This is a genomic window from Paraburkholderia phytofirmans PsJN, from assembly GCF_000020125.1.
Taxonomy (GTDB): domain Bacteria; phylum Pseudomonadota; class Gammaproteobacteria; order Burkholderiales; family Burkholderiaceae; genus Paraburkholderia; species Paraburkholderia phytofirmans.
The window spans coordinates 1,649,231-1,668,406 of sequence record NC_010681.1 but is presented as its reverse complement, the minus strand read 5'-3'; the positions used below and the strand labels follow the sequence as shown (position 1 = coordinate 1,668,406).

Here is a 19,176-nt window from a genome sequence, read left to right as displayed (position 1 = left end):
GAGGAAGATATCACATGACATGGGGTGTCTCAAGCTCGCTTATGCCGTTGCCTGAATCCCAATAGTTAAATAACGGCAAATGCATCCGCTTGAATTCAAAGGCAAACGATTGCGCGCCTCTAAAAGCCGGATAGTAAAGGCGGCACTGCCTGAAACCAATTCGTCAAGAGAATCGACGGTGTGTTGGAAAATCACCTCAGAGAGTGCCGATCACGCCCGCGACGCTTAATTCTTCTGATCATTAAATCAGGATGCGCTGCAGTACTTCGTCGAAATCGCCAAATCTTTTTAAGGCATGTCTAACACGCGCATTTGACTGCTCGCCTTCTCGGCTCGGGCACCGCACCCAGCAATAAGTACCGAAACGCATAGACAGGAATTAATTTTCCGATATCCTTCACGGGCATTCGATTCAAACGCTGCGAATAAATAAATCGGCACCCTAAAGAAAATTCAGGAGATGCCGTAAGCGCAGTTTGGGCAAACCCGGAGCGATCCGGCGACGCAAAGCTACAGGGACTCCCTTGCGGGAGTTTGCCAGTTGCCCGCCGTATCCACGGCGGGCCAATCGACAGCGGTGACCACACCGCGTCAGGAGGCTACATGCAAGACAATCGGGGAATGGGTGCAGTTGCGTTTGTGGCTTCGGAATCGGCGGAAGCAGTCCGTCTTTTGAGCCGCACGGGTAGAAGTCTGAAACGGGCCGGGCTGATCGCGGGCCTGCTGGTTGTGGGATGCCTGAACGGCACTGCCTTCGCGGCGAGCGCGGCGACCACGACAACCACGAGTCTCGTCGTCCCCTCCTACTTCAATGCCACCAGCAGCGTCGCGAACTGGAACAGTCTCGTGACCTCGGCGCGCAAGGTGCCGACCACGGCCATCCTGAATCCCAACAGCGGCCCTGGCGCCAAGGAAGATCCCAACTACGCGGCGGCCGCCGCCAGGCTTCGCGCCGCCGGCGGCAAGGTGCTGGGCTATATCTCCACCTCGTACGGCAAGCGCTCGCTTTCCGCGGTCGTGACCGACATCAACGCCTACGTGGCGATGTATAAGGTGGACGGCTTCTTCATCGACGAAATGACGTCCGACAGCCAGATGTCGCACATCCAGTTCTATCAGTCGATCTACAACTACATCAAAGGATTGAACGCCACCTACTCGGTGACGGCCAATCCGGGCACCAACATTCCCGAGCTTTACGCGAGCTTGCCGACGGCGGACCAGTTCGTCGTATTCGAAAGCACCGCGAAGAGTTATGCGAAATACCAGCCGATGAGCTGGCAGGCCGCCTATCCGAAGAGCCGCTTCGTGCACATGGTGTACGGCGCGACCGCCGCGCAGTTGCCGGGTGTCGTGCAATACGCGAAGACTCATGGCGCGGGCGGTGTGTATGTCACGTCGCTCGCCGGCGGCAATCCGTATAAGGCGCTGCCGCCCTATTGGAACGATGAAGTCACGGACGCCGCCGCGCGTTGATGAGCCTACTCATATCGATGTCGATATCGATATCGACATGATCTTTGCAGCGGCCGGCGACGCCGGCCGCTGCATCGCGAGCGCGACTAGAACACCCCCATCAGTTTCGACAACTGCGAAACGTACTCGCCGTATAGCGGATCGCTTTTCACCTGATCGGGTTGTCTCGGCCGCGGCAGATCGATCTTGACGTCGTGAATCACGCGGCCGGGGCGTTCGGACATCACCAGCACCCTATCCGACAGAAACACCGCCTCGTGGATGCTATGCGTGACCAGCAACACGGTGAGCGTGCTCTGCTGCCAGATTCTCAGCAACTCGACATTCAGGCGGTCGCGCGTGAGCGCGTCCAGCGCGCCGAAGGGTTCGTCCATCAGCATCACGCGTGGCTCGAGCAACAGAATCTGCCCGATCGCGGCGCGCTGCCGCATGCCGCCCGACAACTCATGCGGATAGCGATCGGCGAATGCCGTCAGACCCAAGGTTTCGAGCAAGGCGGGAAGCCGCTGATCCACCTGCGCGCGCGGCAGATTGCGCAATTTCGCACCGAGCCGGATATTGGCGCCGACGCTCAGCCACGGCAGCAGATTGCTGGTCTGAAACACCACGCCGATGTCCGGCACCGGCGCGCCGATCGGTTCGGCGCCGAGGAGAATACGGCCTTCGTCGCAGGGCACGAGCCCCGCGACCATGCGCAGCAAGGTGCTCTTGCCGCAACCGCTCGGCCCGAGAATCGAAACGAATTCGCTCTCGCGAATCTGCATCGAGACGCCTTCGAGCGCGCTGAACGCTTGCGCGCCGCCGCGCGCGGCAAAACGCTTGCCCGCCTGCTCGACCGAGATCAGCGCGGGCGCTGTCTCGTCCTTGTTCAGTGGATGAATTGCCGCGCCGTTTGCCGCGGCGCGCTGCACGATACGCAACTTGTCGACCAGTGCCATCAGACCGTCACTCCTCTCCACCATACGCCGCGCGAAACCAGTTCGACGGCCCAGTAAAACAGCATGGCCAGCGCGGTCACCATCAGGATCGCCGCGAACGAAAGCGCTGTCTGCGCGTTCGAGGTCGCGAAGACGATCAGGTGCCCGAGGCCGGACTCCGAACCGATGAACTCGCCGACAATCGCGCCGATCACCGCGAGCGGCATGGCGATCTTCAAGCCGTCGATCAGCGCGGGCAACGCGGCGGGCAAGCGCAAATGCCAGAAGGTCCTGGCCGGCGACGCGCCAAGCGCGCGGAAATGCTCGTCCAGATTACGCGGCACGCCGGCCAGACCGCCCATCGTCGCGATCACGATCGGGAAGAACGCGAACAGCACGGCAGCGGCCAGCTTCGAGGCGAATCCATAGCCGAACCATACGATCAGCAAGGGCGCGAGCGCGATCTTCGGCATGCTCTGCAACGCGGTGACGAGCGGGAACAAGGTGCGTCGCGCGATGCTCGACATACTCGCGAGCAGGCCGATCGCAAGCCCGCCGACAAGCGCCAGCGCAAAACCGGCGAACACTTCCCAGGCGGTCGCGAGCGTATCCGCGAGCAACTGGCCGCGCATCTCCCAACCGGCGGCAAACACCTGCGAGAGCGCCGGCAACACGTACTCACGCGTGCCCGTCCAGCGCACGCCGAACTCCCAGACCAGGCCGATCACGATCCAGAACGAGACAGTTTCGATCAATCGCTTCATAAGGGTTCCAAATTATGTCTGGGCGGAAGGATCGGATTTCTTCGCTTCGTCAGCGGTGGTGTGGGCGTCGCCTTGCGCTGTTTGCACCGACTTCTGCGCGGCCAGATGCGGCGGCGGCGGAACCACGAAGCGCTCGAAGCGATACTGATCGAACGATTCGATGGTGCGCTCCCACACCTGCGGCTCATGTTCGTCGCGCTCGCCGATCTGCGTCATCTCGCAGTACACCTCGACGTTGTTGCCGTCCGGATCCTTGAACACGAGGAACAGGTTATTACCTGGACCATGCCGGCCGATGCCGCGTACGATCTCCACGCCATGCTCCTGCAATACCTTGACCGAGCGCTCCATTTCCTCATAGCTGTCGATCAGATACGAGAAGTGTTCGAGTCCGGGTCGCGAATAACGCGGCAGGTCGTTGAAATCGGCGGAATCTTCCGGCAATTGCGCGAGCGCGAGATCGTGGTGATCGCTGCCGGCGCGCAGAAACACCATCTGATCGCCAATCCAGTCGGATACTTTGAGGCCCAGCACTTCCGTGTAAAAGCGCGCGGACTTCTGGATGTCGCGCACCATCAGCACCATGTGTCCAAGCCGCTTAGGACGCAAACTGTTCATTACCTTCTCCTTTGTCATGCACGGGCTGCGGTCTGAATGCGGTTTAAAGCGCGCTTCATTCCACAAACCGGTTCGTATAAAGGTCGGCCGCCTTCACCTTCGCGCCGGTGCCGAACGCTTGCGACACGAACGCCGCGGTGGCGTCCATGCGTGCCGGGCGCAACCAGCCGGTCTTGTGTTGCGCGGGGTCGTCGGTGATCAGGCCGTTGGTCTCGACGATCTGCTGCAACAGAATCGTCTTGTCGAGCACGGGATATTGCGCCGCGATCGCGTCGGCGGCTTCCTGCGGATGCTCGCGCATCAGCGCATAGCCGCGATAGGTGGCGGCCACAAAGCGCTTGACCACGTCCGGATGTTGGGCCACGAAACTGTCCGTGGTGACGATACCGTTGCCCATCATGTCCAGACCGAAATCGCGGTAATACACCTTGCCGAGTTGCTGCCCTGCCCGCTTCACCAGCGCGGCCTGCACCGGCAGGCTCGCGCCTTCCCAGCACTCGGACAGGTCGATGCGCTTTTGCAATAACGCGGTGTTGATCACCGCCGGATCGAGCCGAACCGTCTTGATCGCATCGGGTGCCATGCCGTTCTGCTTCAGCCAGGCCGGCATGATGTTCTGCACCGGCGACGCGCCGCCGCCACCCAGCGTCATACCGGCGAGATCCTTCAGCGAGCTCACCTTGAAACCGGGCCGTTCCAGATAACACATCGCACCGGGCCAGCGCGTGTTGATCGCGCCGACCATCACGGCATGGCCGCCGTGCGCGCGATTCAGCATCACGCTCACGGGATCGCCGTAGCCGAACTCGAACAGACCGCCATCCACTTCATTGACGGTGCGTTGGCCGCCATAGCCGCGCATCACGCTGACATCGAGCCCTGCCTCGCGGTAGTAGCCCTTGGCGTGAGCGAGCAGAATGCCGCCCGTGCTGCCCTGCGGCAGCCACGCCAGATTCACGCGCACCTTGTCCGCAACCCGCGCGGCGGGCTTATCCGTCGTTTGAGCGGCCGCGTGGACGCCGGTAAAGAGCGTCGCGGCGGCGAGCGCGGCAGCGCTCAACGCCGTGCGCCGTGTGAGTTCCGACACTCTCCGCGCCACTGCGCGTCGTATCCGCTGCAACATGTCGTGTCCCGTCAATGAGTAGAGTCAATGGATGGCGCTCAGCCCGCGACCAATGGATTCTCGATCGAACCGATGCCGTCGATGGAAGCGACCATCACGTCGCCCGCCTTCAGATAGACGCCGCGCCCCATGCCGACGCCGGTCGGCGTGCCCGTGGCGATCAGATCGCCCGGTTGCAGCGTGAGGATCGTCGATAAATATTCGATCTGCTCGGCGATGTTGAAGATCATCCCGGACGTATTGCCGTCCTGCATCATTTCGCCGTTCACCGAAAGACGCATGCGCAGATTCTGCGGCTCGGCGATGCACGCGCGCGGCACGAACCACGGCCCGAGCGGACCAAAGGTATCGAAACTCTTGCCGCGAAACCAGTCGTGTTTGAACGGATAGTCGGTACGGCGATTCAGGTCGCGCGCGCTGACGTCGTTCAGAATCGTGTAGCCGGCAATGTAGTCGTAGGCATCCTGCTGGGCGATGTGACGGCCAGTTTTGCCGATCACCACGGCCAGTTCCACCTCCCAGTCGACCCGCTCGGCGTGCGGCGGAATTACTACCTCGGCGAGCGTAGGCACGACGCTCGTTTCGGCTTTCATGAACATGTACGGCGTGCTTTCCTCGCGCGGCGCGAGTTCGGTGCCCATCTCCCGAGCGTGCTCGTAATAGTTCGAAGCGGCCGCAAAAATACGCCGCGGCTGGAACGGCACGCATAGCGCATGCCCTTGTAGCGCCGCAATCTCCAGCGTGCCCGCCTCGATCGCGCGCGCCGCCCGTTCGAACCGTTCGACAGCGGCGGCGCCGTCCGTCTCCCAGCCGGCGATCAGCGTGCCGACATCGGCGAGCGGTGCCTCCGGGGCGATCTGATTCAACGCGGCGTGCGCGTCGTACAGCTTGCTGCCGACAGCCAGGCCCATGCCGCTGCGGCCATTCAATTCGTAGGTTGCGATACCAAACCAGGTCACGTCTTGCCTCGCTTTCTGTAGGGGTGAATTTTCGACTGCCGAGGACTCAATAACTGGACTGATACATTCGTATACATTCATGATCGTATACATTCAGTCATCAGTGTATTTTTATTAAAATCCTCGTATACACTTATCGGGGCGTGAACATGTTCACGCGTACACTGCATGAGCTTGCAAAGGCCGGATATGCGCGGTGGCGATTGAGGCGGTTGGGCCGCTGGCGCATAATGAGGGCCGCCTGCCCACGGTTTCGCTCAACCCACGACCATCACGATGACCACGCTCTCCTCCAAGATTTACCGCCTGCTGTGCGACGAGATCATCGACGGCGCGCTCGAACCGGGCCAGAAGCTCGAAGAAGCAGCGCTCGCCGAGCGCTTCAACGCGTCGCGCACGCCCATCCGCGAAGCGCTGCGCGAGCTGGCCGCGCGCGGCCTGGTCGAGCTGACACCGCGCAAAGGCGTGGTGGTCGCGCAGTTCAGCATCGACGAACTCGCCGACATGCTCGAGGCCATGTGCGAACTCGAAGCGCTGTGCTGCCGTTTGAGCGCGCAGCGCATGAGCCTTGTCGAGAAGAAGCAGCTCGAAGAACTGCAGACCGAAATGAACGCCGCGATCGCGCGCGGCGACGAGACGGAGTACTTCGCACTCAATCGCGAATTCCACGAACTGATCTGCAAGGGTGCGCAAAGCAAGTCGCTGGCGCAGATCATGGCGGTGCAACGTCAGCGCCTGGCGGGCTTTCGCGCTGCGCAGCCGGCTTCGCCGTCGCGCTTTGAAGCGGCGACCGACGAGCATCGCGAGATCGTGTCCGCCATCCTCGACTCCGAACCGGAACGCGCGTACAACGCCATGCGCGACCACACCGCGCGGCTGTCGATCGTCGTGCTCGGCCGGCTCAAGCGCCAGCGCACGGAGCGCGAGAACGCCTGAGTTCGCGGCGTTTGCCGGCGTCGCGACACGCGCCGGTAGGCGCTGCGTGTTCATGCGGCCACCGTCGCAAGTGTCGCCATCGCGGGCATCGAAAAATCCAACGCCTGAAGCTGCTGCAGGAGCGCGCCCGATTGCGCGGGGTTCATCGGCGTCAGCGGCGGACGCACGCGGGTCCAGGACTCGTCGTTCGCGAAGTGCGCGACGATATGCTTCAACGCCGGGATCATCGGTTGCGCCTGGACGGCCAGCCGCACGGTCGCCACTTTGCCTTCCCACACTGCCCGTTCTTCCAATGTCGTCGCGTTAAGCAGACTTGCGATCGCCTGCGGCTGAATATTCGCGGTCGCTGAAATGCAGCCGGCGGCGCCGAGCGGCAGCGCCTTGCCGAGCAACGCCTCGGACGCGGGAAACACCGCGAAGCCGGGAAACTTGCGCAGCATCGCCTCGGTGTTGGCCCAGTCGCCCGAACTATCCTTGATGCCCACCACCGTGCGCGGATACGCCGTGATCAGCCGCTCGATCAGCGTGTGCGTGATCGGCACGCCGGTGAACTGCGGGATGTGATACAGCAGCACCCGCAACTGATCCGAACCGATTGCCTGGATCACGTCGGAGTAGTACGCGAACAGACCGTCGTCGCTGACGCCCTTGTAGAAGAACGGCGGCAGCATCAGCGCGCCCGCGCAACCGGCCTCGCACGCATGACGCGTCAAGGCGATCGCGTCGGGCAGCGCGCACGAGCCCGTGCCCGGCAACAGGTGCGCGGGATCGACGCCGGCCTTGATCACGTCATCCAGCAATGCATGACGCTCGGTCAGACCCAGCGAGTTGGCCTCGCTATTGGTGCCGAATAGCGCGAGGCCCGCGCCCTGCCCGACCAGCCAGCGGCAGAACGCGACGAAACGCGGCGCGTCGATGCGCAGGTCTTTGGTGAACGGCGTGATAACCGGTGCGAACACGCGCGGTGTCGCAAAAGCGGGGTGCCTGTGGGCGACCATACGAAACTCCTTGATATGGGATGCGAACGAAAGCGCTTGAACCTGCGCGCTCACGCGCCGAAAAAATCGAGCATGGCGTCGCCTAACAGCGTCTCGCCCGAATCGAAATGCGCGACCACCGAGGTATGGTTGTGCCGCAGCATCTGCACGAAACGTGGTGCGCGTTGCGCGGCTGCTTCGCCGGCACTGCGGCGCGCCGTCAGCACGCGCTCGAAGAACGCCGCGCCGTAAGCATCCAGATATGGGTTTTCGTATTCGGCGACGACCACCATGAGTGGCGTGTCGAAATGCGCCGCGTGAGTCAGCGGCGAACGTGCGGCGTAGCGTGTTGGGTCGGCGCCGAAATAGGCTCGCACGCCGACGGCATTGGGATTGTCGGCATGCACATCCGCGACGAGCCGCGCGCTGATCAGCACGGCGCCCGCCACGCGCGGCATGCTGTCGCGCAATTCGCTGAAGAGCGGGTCGCACAGATACGTGGCGACATGCGCGCCGCCCGCCGAGTGGCCGATCAGAAAGATTCTTTGCGGATTGCCGCCGAATTCGCCCACGTGTCTCTGCGCCCAGGCCAACGCGGCGGCCACATCATCGGCGCCCGCGGGATACGGCGCGTCCGGCGCAAGCCGGTATTCCACATTCAGCGCGACGCAGCCTTGCCGGGCGAACCAGCGCGACACGTTGTCGTAGATGAGTCCGTTAAAGCTCTTGCTGCCGCGCAGAAACGCACCGCCGTGGACAAACAGCACCACATCGGCATTGCCCTTGCGCCGCGTTTCTTCAGACGCGAACACGTCCAGACGCTGCCGCTCGTGGCCGCCGTAAGCCAGTTCGCGCGCGACTTCGAACGATTCGCCGGCATCGCGCGCCGCCGTCACCAACGGCGAATACGCGTCGATCACCAGATCGCGATGGCGGTTGATGTCGCGCCCCCACACCGGCCCGATCTGTGCAAAACGCTGCCTGAGCGCGGCGGAGAGACTGCCCAACGGTTCCTGCAAGGTGTGCATCGGTGGTCCTCATGCATTGCAGCGATTCATCCCGGCCGTCCCGGCCGGCGCATAAAGACCATTCTGGTATATCTAAAAGATTTTGTGTATACATTTATTGTACGTAGTATACCTGGTGAAGTTGCGGACACTCTTGATTCACAGTCACGGCAACCCTCTCCTCGCCCGCGGGCGAATCACCTTCAGGACAATGCAAGGACATCACATGGACAAGCTCCGTCATATCGCGCTTTCGGTTGAAGATCCGGAAGCGGCCGCGCGATTCTTCGAGCAGGCATTCGGCATGCGCCGCGCGGGCAACGCGATGCGTGGCATCTACATGACAGACGGCACGATGAACGTGGCGCTGCTCGACTTCAAGGACGAGACCGTGCCGGGCTACGCCGGCCTGAAAGACGTGCGCGGCGTGATCCACTTCGGCATGTGGGTGGATAACGTGGAAGCCACCGCCGCGCGCGTGGTGGCGGCGGGCGGCACCTATCTGACGGGACGCCACGAGAAAGACCCGAACGTGTTCTACGAAGTGAAATACCGCATGCCCGACGGCACCGTGTTCGACATCACCGAAAACGGCTGGAAAGGCGCGGTGAAGGAAGTGGCACCGGCCGCGCAATCGGCCGATCCGCAACCGTGAGCGGCCGCATGAGCGCCACCTATGTGCTCGCGCTGATCCCGCTGCCCGACGCGACGCTCGATGCGCTGCGGCGCGCTTACGCGCTGCATTACCTGCCGGATGGCTGGCCTGAAACGTGGCCCGCCGGCGTCGACCTGACCAGGGTGCGCGCGGTCGTGACCAACGGCTCGACCGGTTTGTCCGAAGCGCGGATGGCTGCGCTGCCGGCGCTCGAGATCGTCAGCGCGTTCGGGGCGGGCTACGAAAACGTCGATGTCGCCGCGGCCGCGCGACGCGGCATCGTGGTCACGCATGCGCCCGGCGCGAATGCGGCAACCGTCGCCGATCACGCCATCGGTCTGCTGCTCGCGCTCGCGCGCGGCTATGCGCCGCTCACCGAGGCGGTGCGCGGCGGCAACTGGCGCACGTCGCGCGGCGAGCGTGCCACGCTGACGGGCGCGCGGCTCGGGATAGTCGGCATGGGCCGCATCGGCAGATTGATCGCGGCGCGCGCACGGGGCTTCGACATGACGCTCGGTTATCACACGCGCGGTCCGCATGCCGACGCACCCGGCCGCTACTACAGCCGGCTCACGGAACTCGCCGCCGCCAGCGACTTTCTCGTGATCGCCTGCAACGGCGGTCCGGCGACAAAGCATCTGGTCGATCGCGAGGTCTTGTACGCGCTCGGGCCGCACGGCTACGTGGTGAATGTTTCGCGCGGTTCGGTACTCGACACGCGAGCCTTGCTCGACGCGCTGGCGGAGCGCGCGATTGCAGGCGCGGGGCTCGACGTGATCGAGCACGAACCGGAGGTGCCGTTCGAGTTGCTCGACCATCCCGATGTGCTCGTCACACCGCATATCGCGGGACGCTCGCCTGCCTCGCTGATCGCACAACGCGACGCGTTGATCGCCAGCCTGACCCAGCACTTCACGCACACACCCGTCGAATTCGCAGTGCGCACTGTTTGACACGCGGCGGCGCGGCGGACCGCCGCGCCGCCGACCCGCTGTCTTTGCTGTTTTCGTTGTTCCCAACCGCTCACAAGGACTCGCTATGAACGTTCGATCGTTAAGCGCGCTCGCGCTCGTTTGCGCCTCCGCATGGTGTATCGCTTCACAAGCCGTGCAGGCGCAGACGTCCGTCACGCTGTATGGGCTCGTCGGGCTGGATATCGCCAGCAGCAAACGCAGCAACGGACCACCCGCCGCACTCGCCGAACAGAGCCCCGGGCTAACGGCGCCGTACTGGGGCATCCGCATCAACGAAGAACTGGGTGCCGGTTATCACGCGATCGCCGTGCTCGAGAGCTTCTTTCAGCCGACCAACGGCGGCCTTGGCCGCACCGCCGCCGACCCCTTCTGGGGACGCAACTCGTATGTCGGCATCGCCGGGCCATTTGGACGCGTGACGTTCGGCCGGCACACCAATCTGCTCTACCTTGCCGAGCAGGTCGCCAATCCGTTTCAGGCGTCGATCCTGTTTTCGCCGCTCGTCATGCAGACTTTCACCGCGCCCTACGGCGGCGCGATTGCGGGCGACACCGTCTGGAATAACGGCATTCAGTACACCAGCCCGAATCTGAACGGCCTGACCGCCACGGCCGTGTATGCGCCCGGCGGCGTCGCGGGCGCGAACGGGATCTACAACGCCGCGTTCTCCGCGCTCTACGCCGGCGGTTCGCTCACCGCTGTCGCGACGGTACAACGCACGCGCGTGGTTGCGGGTGTCGCGGCGCCGACACAGAACGCGTACATCGTCGGCGCCGCGTACGACTTTTCGCTTTTCAAGCTGTATGGCGCATTGCAAGGACTGCGCACCGACTCGACCGACGTCGGCGCGCACACCTTCGAAACCGGCCTGTCCGTGCCGCTGACCTCACAGCTCACCGCCCTCGCCGAATGGGCGTACACGCGACGCAGCGCGCCGAAAAACATCGTCACAGGCCGCAATACGGGCTCCGCGGGTCTCGACTATTTCTTGTCCAAACGCACCGACCTCTACCTGCTCACCGTCTACGACCGGCTTTCCGGCTATGGCACCGCGATGACTTATGCAGCAGGAATCCGGCATCGGTTTTGACGCGCGATGCCATTCGGGTCAACCCGCTATAACCAAAACGTTGTTTTGTATAAAAAAATAAAGCTCGGAATCCAAATTTTGCCGTGGGTATAATTTTTACCAGTTTGTGTATACACGAACAGAAAGGCCGTAACCGCGGCTGTCGAGCGCGCCGACAGCCGTCTTCACAACACGAAAAGAACGACAATTAGTTTGGAGATGGAATGAAAACGAAGACTCTCGTGTCAGGCGCCTTGATGCTCGCATGCGCCGGGGCACATGCCCAGTCGAAGATCTGGCTGTCCGGCTATGTCGACCTGAACATCGAACATCTGATCTCTTCCGGTTCTGGCGGCAACGTGACGCGCATGTCGAGCGGCGGCCTGAACAACTCGCGCTTCAACCTGAGCGGTGTCGAAGACCTGGGCGGCGGCAACAAGGCCGTGTTCACCATCGAGCCGATGTTCTCCGCGAACACCGGTGTGCAGTCCGCGCAATTTCGCCAGTCGTTCGTCGGCCTGAAAGGCAACTGGGGTGAAATCACGATGGGCCGCCAGTTCACGCCCTCGTACTGGATCGCGGGTTACGCCGATCCGAGCTGGGCAGCGGACTTCAGTATGGTCAACAACATGGAGTTCTTTTACGCGTCGTACCGCGTGGACAACGCGATCCAGTATAAGACGCCGACCTTCTACGGCTTCACCGGCCGGATCATGGCGACCACCGGTGTCGGCGACAGCACGCGCGCGGGACGCTTCCTCAGCACCAGCATCGACTACCGGCATGGGCCGATCTTCATCGGCGCCGTCAGCGAGTTGCAGTACACGCGGGATATCTTCAGGTCCTCGCAGATCCACTCGTCGCGCGACAACTATTTCTCCGCCGTCTACAAGTTCGGCGGCTTCGAGCCGACGGTGATCTATCACACGTACAACGGCTATTACGCGTTTCCGCCCTACGTCGCGTTCAATTCGCAGGGTTGGGATGCGCAGATCGGCGCGCGCTGGAACATCGACGGACGCAACCGTGTGTACCTGAGCGTGGTGCATCGCCACGACGACAACAACACCAGTATTTCCAGCGCCACCGGCGGCGTGATCGGCTACATCTACGGTTTGTCGAAACGGACCGACCTGTATGCCACTTTCGCGCACGTCAAACATCAGCACGACGTGCCCGTGCCTTATCCGGTGACGTTCCAGGTTTATCCGAACAGTGGACAGAATCCGAGCGGCTTCCAGTTCGGTATTCGACACGCGTTCTAATATAAAAAGGAGGAAGCTCATGCTTCGCACAGGCAATCTGAAATCATCTCTCGCAACAGGCGCAATGCTGGCATTCATGTCGGCCGCGGCGTGCGCAAGCGGCGACGCTGCTCAACAGGCTGCGGCTGCGGCTTCTGGCGCGACGGCGGCCGCGGCGACGCCGGCGTCCGGCACGCAGGCGACGCCCGGCACGCCGAATGTCAAGGATCCCTATCTGGCCGCGTGGCTACGTCTGACGCCCGATCGTCGCCCCGTTCCGCTCAAGCCTGGCGTCGATTACGGCATGGATCCGGCAACCGGGCAGTTCGTATGGCCGAAGGCGACGCCCGAAGTGCATCAAGGCCAGCACTTCCCCGGCGAGATGACCACATGGGACAAAAAGAGCTATACCAAGGACGTGAAGGTGCTGGCCTTCTATCCGCAAGTCGGTTCGCCCTTCCACGCCTGGAACAATATCGCCGACTTCGATGGGCACCGTTACCTCTACATTCATGACCGCGACTATCTGCGCATCATGGACGTCACCGATCCGGCCAATGGCAAAGTGGTGTTTTCAAAGGGCGCCACGTGGGGGCCCAAAGGGCCGACTGAACGCTTCGATCCGAACAATGCGCATGACTACCTGGGCGGCGCCACCATCGTGTGGAGCAAGAAGCTCGGCAAGCCGGTGCTGGTCGCGTCGTTCGAAATTGGCCGCTACGGTCTGCTAAGCGACAAGAGTGAGCAACCGGACAAGGTCGAGGCACAGCGTCACTACAACTCGCTCAAGGGTTTCAAGGTCTTCGAAATGGACGGCCCGCTGCCGAGCCAATGGAAGTTGATCGCGACGCGCACGACCGACTACAAGCATCCCGATGCGCCGATCGGTCAGCAACAGGGTTCAGGTTCGCTCGACGCGCCGGAATACTACGGTGGCAAGTACATGATCCTGTCCGCCGCGCCGGACGACAGTTATGGTTTGACCGAGTACCCAAACTATCTGTATTCGCCGGGCTATCAGGTGTGGGACATGTCCGATCCGGCCGATCCGAAGTTCGTCTCGCAGATCTCCGTGCCGGGACAGATTCTCGGCAATGAGGCGCACGAACAGGCGTATATGACGAATCCGCGCGCGGGCAATCGTACTTCGTGGATGGGTTCGCGTATTCCTATCTTCCTGCCGAAGCCGCTGGAGCAAGGCGGCAAGATCGGCTTCGGCGCGATGGGCGGACTCGGGCTCTATTCCTTCGATCTGTCGAATCCTGCCAAACCGAAGGTGCTCGGCAACGTGAACACGGCGCCGAGTTTCGCGGGCACCGAATACGACAACGCCGATGTCAGCCAATACGACCGCACCGGTTATGTGCTGACGAGCGGCTATCCAATGAACCGTGACTGCTACGAACCGTACAAAGACATCTTTGTAGTGGACGCACGCGATCCTTCGCATCTGAAGGTCGCGGCGAAGCTGCCGCAGCCGACGCCGCCCGAAGGCGCGCCGTTCACGAGTTTCTGCCAGCGCGGCGGCAACTTCGGTCCGAAACGGTCGAATGCGACGGGGCAGCCGGGCGGCTGGCGGCAAGGTGTGATTCCGTATTCGTTCTATAACGCCGGTGTGCAGATTTTCGATGTGCGCGATCCGGCCAAGCCGACCATTGCCGGGTATTTCGTGCCGGCGCTGGCTGATGAGAGCGAGTTGCCGAGTTACACCCTGGGCAAGGGCGTGCTGGCGATTTATACGGAGTACGACCGGAATATCATCTGGGCTTTCACGGAGAACGGGGCCTATGCGTTGTCTACGCCGTTGCTGGGCAAGCCTGTGATCGGTGCGCCGGCCAAGCCCTGGCCAGCTCGGTGAGTTGGTTCTTCATCTTTCTCTATTGATGCGTTTTTTTGGTGAGCGCTTTGCCCTGCCGGCGGTTTTCGTCGGTGGGGTTTTTTGCGTTTCTTGTTTTTGTAGTTGTTATGGGGTATGGGTATGAATTTACGTATTCTGAGTGCTGCCTGGTTGTATTTGATTTGTGGGAGTACTTTTGCGGCGGCACCCGCCGGTGGCGTTACTACAGGCCGGTCTATTTCCGCCAGCGAGCAGACTTGCCGCGCTTGTCATTCAATGGATACGACCAAGGTCGGCCCGTCTTTTCGGGCTATCTCCGAACGGTATCGCGGCGACTCCGATGCTGTTGCCAAACTGAAGAAGAGCATGCTCGAAGGTAGTTCGGGGAAGTGGAATACCGGGGCGCAGATGCCGCCTAATGCCATTTCCGCCGAGGAGGCTGAGCGGTTTGCAAAGTGGGTTTTGGAGGTTCGGTAGACCGCGTCCGGTGCTTTCGCCTTGCACTTGTGCGGTCATCTGAAACGCGACTGACGGAACAGTACCGCGTACGCCGATGACCGCACCCGCCAGTTGAGTGCCCACCAGAAACGCCGTATTCAGCTCGAATAGGCGTCCATAAGCAAATCAGTCTCGCCCGATTGCGCGGCTACGATGCTCAAACAAAAAAAAGCGCGCCGGGGGCGCGCACAAGACATACGATCTGCATTGAATCCGGGAATATTTCGATCTTCCTGACAAGCGCCCGGACGGACTCACACCGGAGTTTTCAAACGTTCATGCAAGCTCGGCCGCCGCACCCTCAACCGCTCGCTTGCGATACCAGACGAAATAAACGACCAGCAGGGAAACAATAAACGGCACGCCAATCACGAGCGTCATTCGGAACTCCCTGGTGAACCACGTGGTAACCAGTGCACTCACCATCAACCCGGCTCCCAACGCGGACGTCCCCGGATAACCCCACATCCTGAACGCCAACGGCGCGCCCTGATGCCGATGACGAAAGAAGAAATGCGTCACGAAGATCATCAGCCAGGTAAACATCGCCCCGAACATGGAAACCGACATCATCAACACAAACGAAGCGTCCGGATAAACCACGTTCAACACGGTAGCCAGCGCGATCCCGATCGTCGATAACCACAGCGCGGCGACAGGCACGCCTTTACCGTTCAATGCCCCCAACTTTCGCGGTGCATAGCCGGCCCGCGACAAGCTGAACATCATCCGCGTCGTGATATAGAGCTGGCTGTTCATCGCCGACAATGCCGCCACCAGAATCACAAAGTTGATGACGCCGGCCGCACCCGGCACGTGAGTCGCGGCCATCACCCGCACGAACGGACTCTCGTCCGTTCCGGCCGCATTCCACGGCACGATCGCCAGCATGAGCGCCAAGGTCAGCAGATAGAAGAACACCAGGCGGAACATCGTCGCGCGAAAAGCTCGCGTGATCGCCTTCTGTGGATCGCGCGCCTCGCCCGCCGCGACCGCGATCATCTCGATGCTCAGATAACTGAAGATCGAAACGATCACCGCGACCCACATACCCCATACGCCCTTCGGAAAGAAGCCGCCGTGCGACGTGTAATTGGCAAAGCCGATCGTCGAATCCGCCGGTGCGCCGAACACCACATAAGCGCCGAGCAGAATGAAGCCGACGATCGCGACGATCTTCAGCATCGAAAACACATACTCCACCGCGCCGAACACTTTCACGCTGACCGAATTGATGCCGATCAGCGCCGCCGAAAATCCGACGATCCAGTACCAGCCAGGCACGGCGGGAAACCAATACTTCATATAGACGGCAATGGCCGTCACCTCGGTGCCGACCGCGAACACGATCGACGACCAATACGCGTAGCGCACCAGAAAGCCCGCCCACGGCGCGATATAGTGCTCGGCATACGCGCCGAACGAACCCGAAGTGGGATGCGCGACGGTCATCTCCGCGAGACATCCCATCAGCAGCAATGCGATCAGCGCGCCGATCGCATAACTCACCAGCACGCTCGGCCCGGCAAACCCGATCGCAAAACCGCTGCCGAGGAAAAGCCCGGTACCAATCGCGCCGCCAATCGCGATCATCGACAACTGCCCGGTCGACAATCCGCGCTGCAATCCCTTCTCACGTTCGACAATCGTGTCGAAGCCTCGCTGCTCTTGCGTCATCTTGTGTCTCCTCCTGGATGCGCTTGCGTGTGGACACAAGCGCCGGTGCCGCGCCGTCGTGCGGCTTCGCTATTCGAAGCGCGGCGTATGCTTCACTATCGACCCTGCAAACGCTTTACGTGACCGACTTGCGAGCTTTGAACTCGTCGGTATTCCACGCATCGGTCGCGATGATGTCCTTGAGTTGCGCTATCGTGTCCCAGATATCCACATAGCGCACATAGAGCGGCGCGAAGCCGAAGCGCAAAATATCCGGCGCACGAAAGTCGCCGATCACATTGCGTGCGATCAGTGCCTGCATGATCGCGTAGCCTTGCGCGTGGCCGAGTGAAACCTGACTGCCCCGCATTTCGGCGTCGCGCGGCGAAGCCAGCGTGCAACCCAGCCCCGTCAGTTCCTGATCGGTCAATTCGATAAACAGGTTGCCCAGCGCCACGCTCTTGTCGCGCAGCACGTCGAGATCGACACCGTCGAAGGCCTCCAGCGCGCTCTCCAGTGCGATTACGCCGAGTTGCGGCGCGGTGCCCGTCAACATCCGGTCGATGCCAGGATGCGGCGCATAGTCATGCGCGAATTCGAACGGTCTGGAATGCCCATGCCAGCCGGTCAGCGGCTGACGCACGGCCTCGATATGGCGCGACGCGACGAACACGAAAGCCGGCGCGCCAGGCCCGCCATTCAGATACTTGTAGCCGCATCCGACCGCAAAGTCGGCATCGCAACGATTCAGATTCACGGGCATGGCGCCCGCCGAATGACACAGGTCCCACACGATCAACGCACCGGCCTCTTGCGCCTGACGCGTCACCGCTTCCATGTCGTAGCGTTTGCCGGTTTTGTAATTGACGTGCGTGAGCGACACGATTGCCACGGTGTCGTCTATAGCCGAAACGATCTCATCGGGATCGACGCAGCGCAGGTCGCACCCGGTCATCTCCGCGACGCTCGACGCGATATACACGTCAGTAGGAAAGTTGGTGCGTTCGGCCAGAATCACATTGCGGCCGGGGCGCATGCGCGTGGCCGCCACCAGCACCTTGAACAGATTCACCGAGGTCGAATCGGCGACGATCACTTCGTCCTGGCCCGCGCCGATCAGCCTGGCGATCTTGTTGCCGGTGCGCTGCGGTGCCGGATACCAGCCGGCGTCGTTCCATGAACGGATCAGACCGTGCGCCCATTCGTGCTTCAATGCCTGTTCGATGCGCGCGGGCACATTGGCGGGCATCGCGCCCAGCGAGTTGCCGTCGAGGTAAATCGTGTCTGCGGGCAGATCGAAGCGCGCGCGGCAATGGGCCAAGGTGTCGGCAGCGTCGAGCGCGGCGCAGTGTTCCCGGGTAATCATCTGGCTAATTTCCTGTTATTTCTCATTGCAATGACAAACGCTATGAAGCGCCGCCTGAGTTCGTCTTTTAAGAAGCGTGCGCGATGTTCACCGGCAGGCCGAAGAATCGCTGTGCGTTAGCGCCGAGGATCTTGGCCTTGGCCGTCTCGCTCAGTTGCGGATGATGCGCGACGAGGTCGCCGATCTTCAGTTCGCCGAGCGGGAACGGATAGTCGGAACCGAGCAGCACATGGTCCTCGCCCATCGTTTCGACGAGCAGACGCAACGCGCCTTCGTCGAACACGGCGCTGTCCACGTGAAAGCGTTCGAGGTACGACACTGGTGGATTGGGGCAATCTTCACGCACGATGTCGCGCTGCTCCCACGCGTTCTGCACACGGCCGAGCAGAAACGCAAAGCTGCCGCCGCCATGCGCGAAGCACAACTTGAGCGACTTCGGAATCCGCTCGAACGCGCCCGACAGAATCAGCGACACCATGCTCAATTGCGTTTCCGCCGGCATGGCGACCAGCCACGGCAGCATCCATTTCTTCATGCGGCCGTCGGTCATCATGTCCCACGGATGCACGAGTACGGGAATGCCTTCGTTCGCGCAGTGCGTGAGGAAGGTCACGAGATGTTCGTCGTCGAGATCGCGCGGGCCGAGGTGATTGCCGATCTGCACGCCGCGATGGCCGGCGCGATGCGCGCGCGTCGCTTCGCGGCAAGCCAGCTCGACATCCTGCAGCGGCACCTGGGCCAGCGCCATCAAGCGCTGCGGTGCGTGTGCGCAGAGTTCTAGCGCGTGGTCGTTCATGCGCGCCGCCCAATCGTGCGCGGCGGCCGCTCCATAGCCATAGCCGAACATCACGGGTGTCGCGCACATCAATTGAATGTCGACGCCGAGCGCGTCCATTTCGGCAATCCGCGCCGCCGGGTCCCACAGCGCGCGATACACCGGGCGAAAACGCTTCTCGCCAGTCATGATCATGCCGCGTTCGCCGTCCGCGTCGATCTGCAGCCACGGCGCGTGTTGCGCGTCGAGACGTGCGGCCTCTTCCCGCGCGATCGGCGGAAAGAAGTGGGAATGCATGTCGATTCGAAGTGTCATTGTTATTCTG

18 protein-coding genes and 1 riboswitch are annotated in these 19,176 nt (G+C 61.9%); of the genes, 8 read left to right on the top strand and 10 right to left on the bottom strand.

What is annotated here, in order from left to right:
- Positions 1–469: 469 nt before the first annotated feature.
- Positions 470–549: riboswitch (cyclic di-GMP riboswitch) on the top strand.
- Positions 550–603: 54 nt separating this feature from the next.
- Positions 604–1,476: a spherulation-specific family 4 protein gene (locus tag BPHYT_RS07355; RefSeq protein WP_012432518.1), complete on the top strand. Its 873-nt coding sequence runs from the start codon at positions 604–606 to the stop codon at positions 1,474–1,476.
- An 86-nt stretch (positions 1,477–1,562) separates the two neighbouring features.
- Here the strand turns inward: BPHYT_RS07355 and BPHYT_RS07350 are convergent, their stop codons facing one another.
- The 5 genes from BPHYT_RS07350 to BPHYT_RS07330 all read right to left on the bottom strand — a co-directional run bounded on the left by BPHYT_RS07350 (position 1,563) and on the right by BPHYT_RS07330 (position 5,857).
- Positions 1,563–2,414 carry an ABC transporter ATP-binding protein gene (locus BPHYT_RS07350; protein ID WP_012432517.1) on the bottom strand — a complete coding sequence of 284 codons (852 nt, stop codon included), beginning with the start codon at positions 2,412–2,414 and terminating at the stop codon, positions 1,563–1,565.
- Positions 2,414–3,157, bottom strand: a complete 744-nt coding sequence (locus BPHYT_RS07345) for an ABC transporter permease (RefSeq protein ID WP_012432516.1) — start codon at positions 3,155–3,157, stop codon at positions 2,414–2,416. The genes BPHYT_RS07350 and BPHYT_RS07345 overlap by 1 nt, the downstream gene beginning before the upstream one ends.
- Before the next feature lie 12 nt (positions 3,158–3,169).
- Positions 3,170–3,775, bottom strand: a complete 606-nt coding sequence (locus tag BPHYT_RS07340; RefSeq protein WP_012432515.1) for a VOC family protein — start codon at positions 3,773–3,775, stop codon at positions 3,170–3,172.
- Positions 3,776–3,830: 55 nt separating this feature from the next.
- Complete coding sequence (locus BPHYT_RS07335) at positions 3,831–4,862, bottom strand: ABC transporter substrate-binding protein (RefSeq protein WP_238535634.1); 1,032 nt, start codon at positions 4,860–4,862, stop codon at positions 3,831–3,833.
- 74 nt (positions 4,863–4,936) lie between these two features.
- Positions 4,937–5,857 (bottom strand): fumarylacetoacetate hydrolase family protein, encoded by a 921-nt coding sequence (locus BPHYT_RS07330; protein WP_012432513.1) that lies wholly within the window; start codon positions 5,855–5,857, stop codon positions 4,937–4,939.
- A 276-nt stretch (positions 5,858–6,133) separates the two neighbouring features.
- Here BPHYT_RS07330 and BPHYT_RS07325 point away from each other — a divergent pair, with 276 nt between their 5' ends.
- Positions 6,134–6,793: a GntR family transcriptional regulator gene (locus BPHYT_RS07325; RefSeq protein WP_012432512.1), complete on the top strand. Its 660-nt coding sequence runs from the start codon at positions 6,134–6,136 to the stop codon at positions 6,791–6,793.
- A 50-nt stretch (positions 6,794–6,843) separates the two neighbouring features.
- On the opposite strand, the gene BPHYT_RS07320 is transcribed toward BPHYT_RS07325, so the two are convergent.
- A complete protein-coding gene (locus tag BPHYT_RS07320) occupies positions 6,844–7,791 on the bottom strand; it encodes a dihydrodipicolinate synthase family protein (protein WP_012432511.1) in 948 nt (315 codons plus the stop codon).
- 50 nt (positions 7,792–7,841) lie between these two features.
- Entirely contained in the window at positions 7,842–8,798 is a 957-nt protein-coding gene (locus BPHYT_RS07315) for an alpha/beta hydrolase (RefSeq protein ID WP_012432510.1), read from the bottom strand.
- Between the two features lie 205 nt (positions 8,799–9,003).
- On the opposite strand from BPHYT_RS07315, the gene BPHYT_RS07310 reads away from it, so the two are divergent.
- The 6 genes from BPHYT_RS07310 (at position 9,004) to BPHYT_RS07285 (ending at position 15,033) form a co-directional block, all read left to right on the top strand.
- Positions 9,004–9,432, top strand: coding sequence for a VOC family protein (locus BPHYT_RS07310; RefSeq protein ID WP_012432509.1), 429 nt, complete (start codon positions 9,004–9,006; stop codon positions 9,430–9,432).
- Between the two features lie 8 nt (positions 9,433–9,440).
- Positions 9,441–10,385 (top strand): 2-hydroxyacid dehydrogenase, encoded by a 945-nt coding sequence (locus tag BPHYT_RS07305; protein ID WP_012432508.1) that lies wholly within the window; start codon positions 9,441–9,443, stop codon positions 10,383–10,385.
- Between the two features lie 85 nt (positions 10,386–10,470).
- Positions 10,471–11,496, top strand: a complete 1,026-nt coding sequence (locus BPHYT_RS07300) for a porin (RefSeq protein WP_012432507.1) — start codon at positions 10,471–10,473, stop codon at positions 11,494–11,496.
- A gap of 203 nt (positions 11,497–11,699) precedes the next feature.
- A complete protein-coding gene (locus tag BPHYT_RS07295) occupies positions 11,700–12,740 on the top strand; it encodes a porin (protein WP_012432506.1) in 1,041 nt (346 codons plus the stop codon).
- A 19-nt stretch (positions 12,741–12,759) separates the two neighbouring features.
- The gene (locus BPHYT_RS07290) at positions 12,760–14,577 is read left to right on the top strand and encodes an LVIVD repeat-containing protein (RefSeq protein ID WP_012432505.1); all 1,818 of its coding nucleotides are present in this window, start codon (positions 12,760–12,762) and stop codon (positions 14,575–14,577) included.
- Positions 14,578–14,697: 120 nt separating this feature from the next.
- Positions 14,698–15,033, top strand: a complete 336-nt coding sequence (locus BPHYT_RS07285) for a c-type cytochrome (RefSeq protein WP_012432504.1) — start codon at positions 14,698–14,700, stop codon at positions 15,031–15,033.
- Between the two features lie 297 nt (positions 15,034–15,330).
- Here the strand turns inward: BPHYT_RS07285 and BPHYT_RS07280 are convergent, their stop codons facing one another.
- The 3 genes from BPHYT_RS07280 to BPHYT_RS07270 form a co-directional block, all read right to left on the bottom strand.
- On the bottom strand, positions 15,331–16,731 hold the full coding sequence (locus tag BPHYT_RS07280; RefSeq protein ID WP_012432503.1) for an amino acid permease: 1,401 nt from the start codon (positions 16,729–16,731) through the stop codon (positions 15,331–15,333).
- A gap of 115 nt (positions 16,732–16,846) precedes the next feature.
- Positions 16,847–18,076, bottom strand: a complete 1,230-nt coding sequence (gene kynU / locus BPHYT_RS07275; protein ID WP_012432502.1) for a kynureninase — start codon at positions 18,074–18,076, stop codon at positions 16,847–16,849.
- A 67-nt stretch (positions 18,077–18,143) separates the two neighbouring features.
- Complete coding sequence (locus BPHYT_RS07270) at positions 18,144–19,166, bottom strand: amidohydrolase family protein (RefSeq protein WP_041758359.1); 1,023 nt, start codon at positions 19,164–19,166, stop codon at positions 18,144–18,146.
- Between the last annotated feature and the right edge of the window lie 10 nt (positions 19,167–19,176).

Coding starts and splice junctions, on each gene's coding strand:
- BPHYT_RS07355 (WP_012432518.1), top strand. CDS start 604: ATGCAAGACAATCGGGGAATGGGTGCAGTTGCGTTTGTGGCTTCGGAA.
- BPHYT_RS07350 (WP_012432517.1), bottom strand. CDS start 2,414: ATGGCACTGGTCGACAAGTTGCGTATCGTGCAGCGCGCCGCGGCAAAC.
- BPHYT_RS07345 (WP_012432516.1), bottom strand. CDS start 3,157: ATGAAGCGATTGATCGAAACTGTCTCGTTCTGGATCGTGATCGGCCTG.
- BPHYT_RS07340 (WP_012432515.1), bottom strand. CDS start 3,775: ATGAACAGTTTGCGTCCTAAGCGGCTTGGACACATGGTGCTGATGGTG.
- BPHYT_RS07325 (WP_012432512.1), top strand. CDS start 6,134: ATGACCACGCTCTCCTCCAAGATTTACCGCCTGCTGTGCGACGAGATC.
- BPHYT_RS07320 (WP_012432511.1), bottom strand. CDS start 7,791: ATGGTCGCCCACAGGCACCCCGCTTTTGCGACACCGCGCGTGTTCGCA.
- BPHYT_RS07315 (WP_012432510.1), bottom strand. CDS start 8,798: ATGCACACCTTGCAGGAACCGTTGGGCAGTCTCTCCGCCGCGCTCAGG.
- BPHYT_RS07310 (WP_012432509.1), top strand. CDS start 9,004: ATGGACAAGCTCCGTCATATCGCGCTTTCGGTTGAAGATCCGGAAGCG.
- BPHYT_RS07305 (WP_012432508.1), top strand. CDS start 9,441: ATGAGCGCCACCTATGTGCTCGCGCTGATCCCGCTGCCCGACGCGACG.
- BPHYT_RS07300 (WP_012432507.1), top strand. CDS start 10,471: ATGAACGTTCGATCGTTAAGCGCGCTCGCGCTCGTTTGCGCCTCCGCA.
- BPHYT_RS07295 (WP_012432506.1), top strand. CDS start 11,700: ATGAAAACGAAGACTCTCGTGTCAGGCGCCTTGATGCTCGCATGCGCC.
- BPHYT_RS07290 (WP_012432505.1), top strand. CDS start 12,760: ATGCTTCGCACAGGCAATCTGAAATCATCTCTCGCAACAGGCGCAATG.
- BPHYT_RS07285 (WP_012432504.1), top strand. CDS start 14,698: ATGAATTTACGTATTCTGAGTGCTGCCTGGTTGTATTTGATTTGTGGG.
- BPHYT_RS07280 (WP_012432503.1), bottom strand. CDS start 16,731: ATGACGCAAGAGCAGCGAGGCTTCGACACGATTGTCGAACGTGAGAAG.
- kynU (WP_012432502.1), bottom strand. CDS start 18,076: ATGATTACCCGGGAACACTGCGCCGCGCTCGACGCTGCCGACACCTTG.
- BPHYT_RS07270 (WP_041758359.1), bottom strand. CDS start 19,166: ATGACACTTCGAATCGACATGCATTCCCACTTCTTTCCGCCGATCGCG.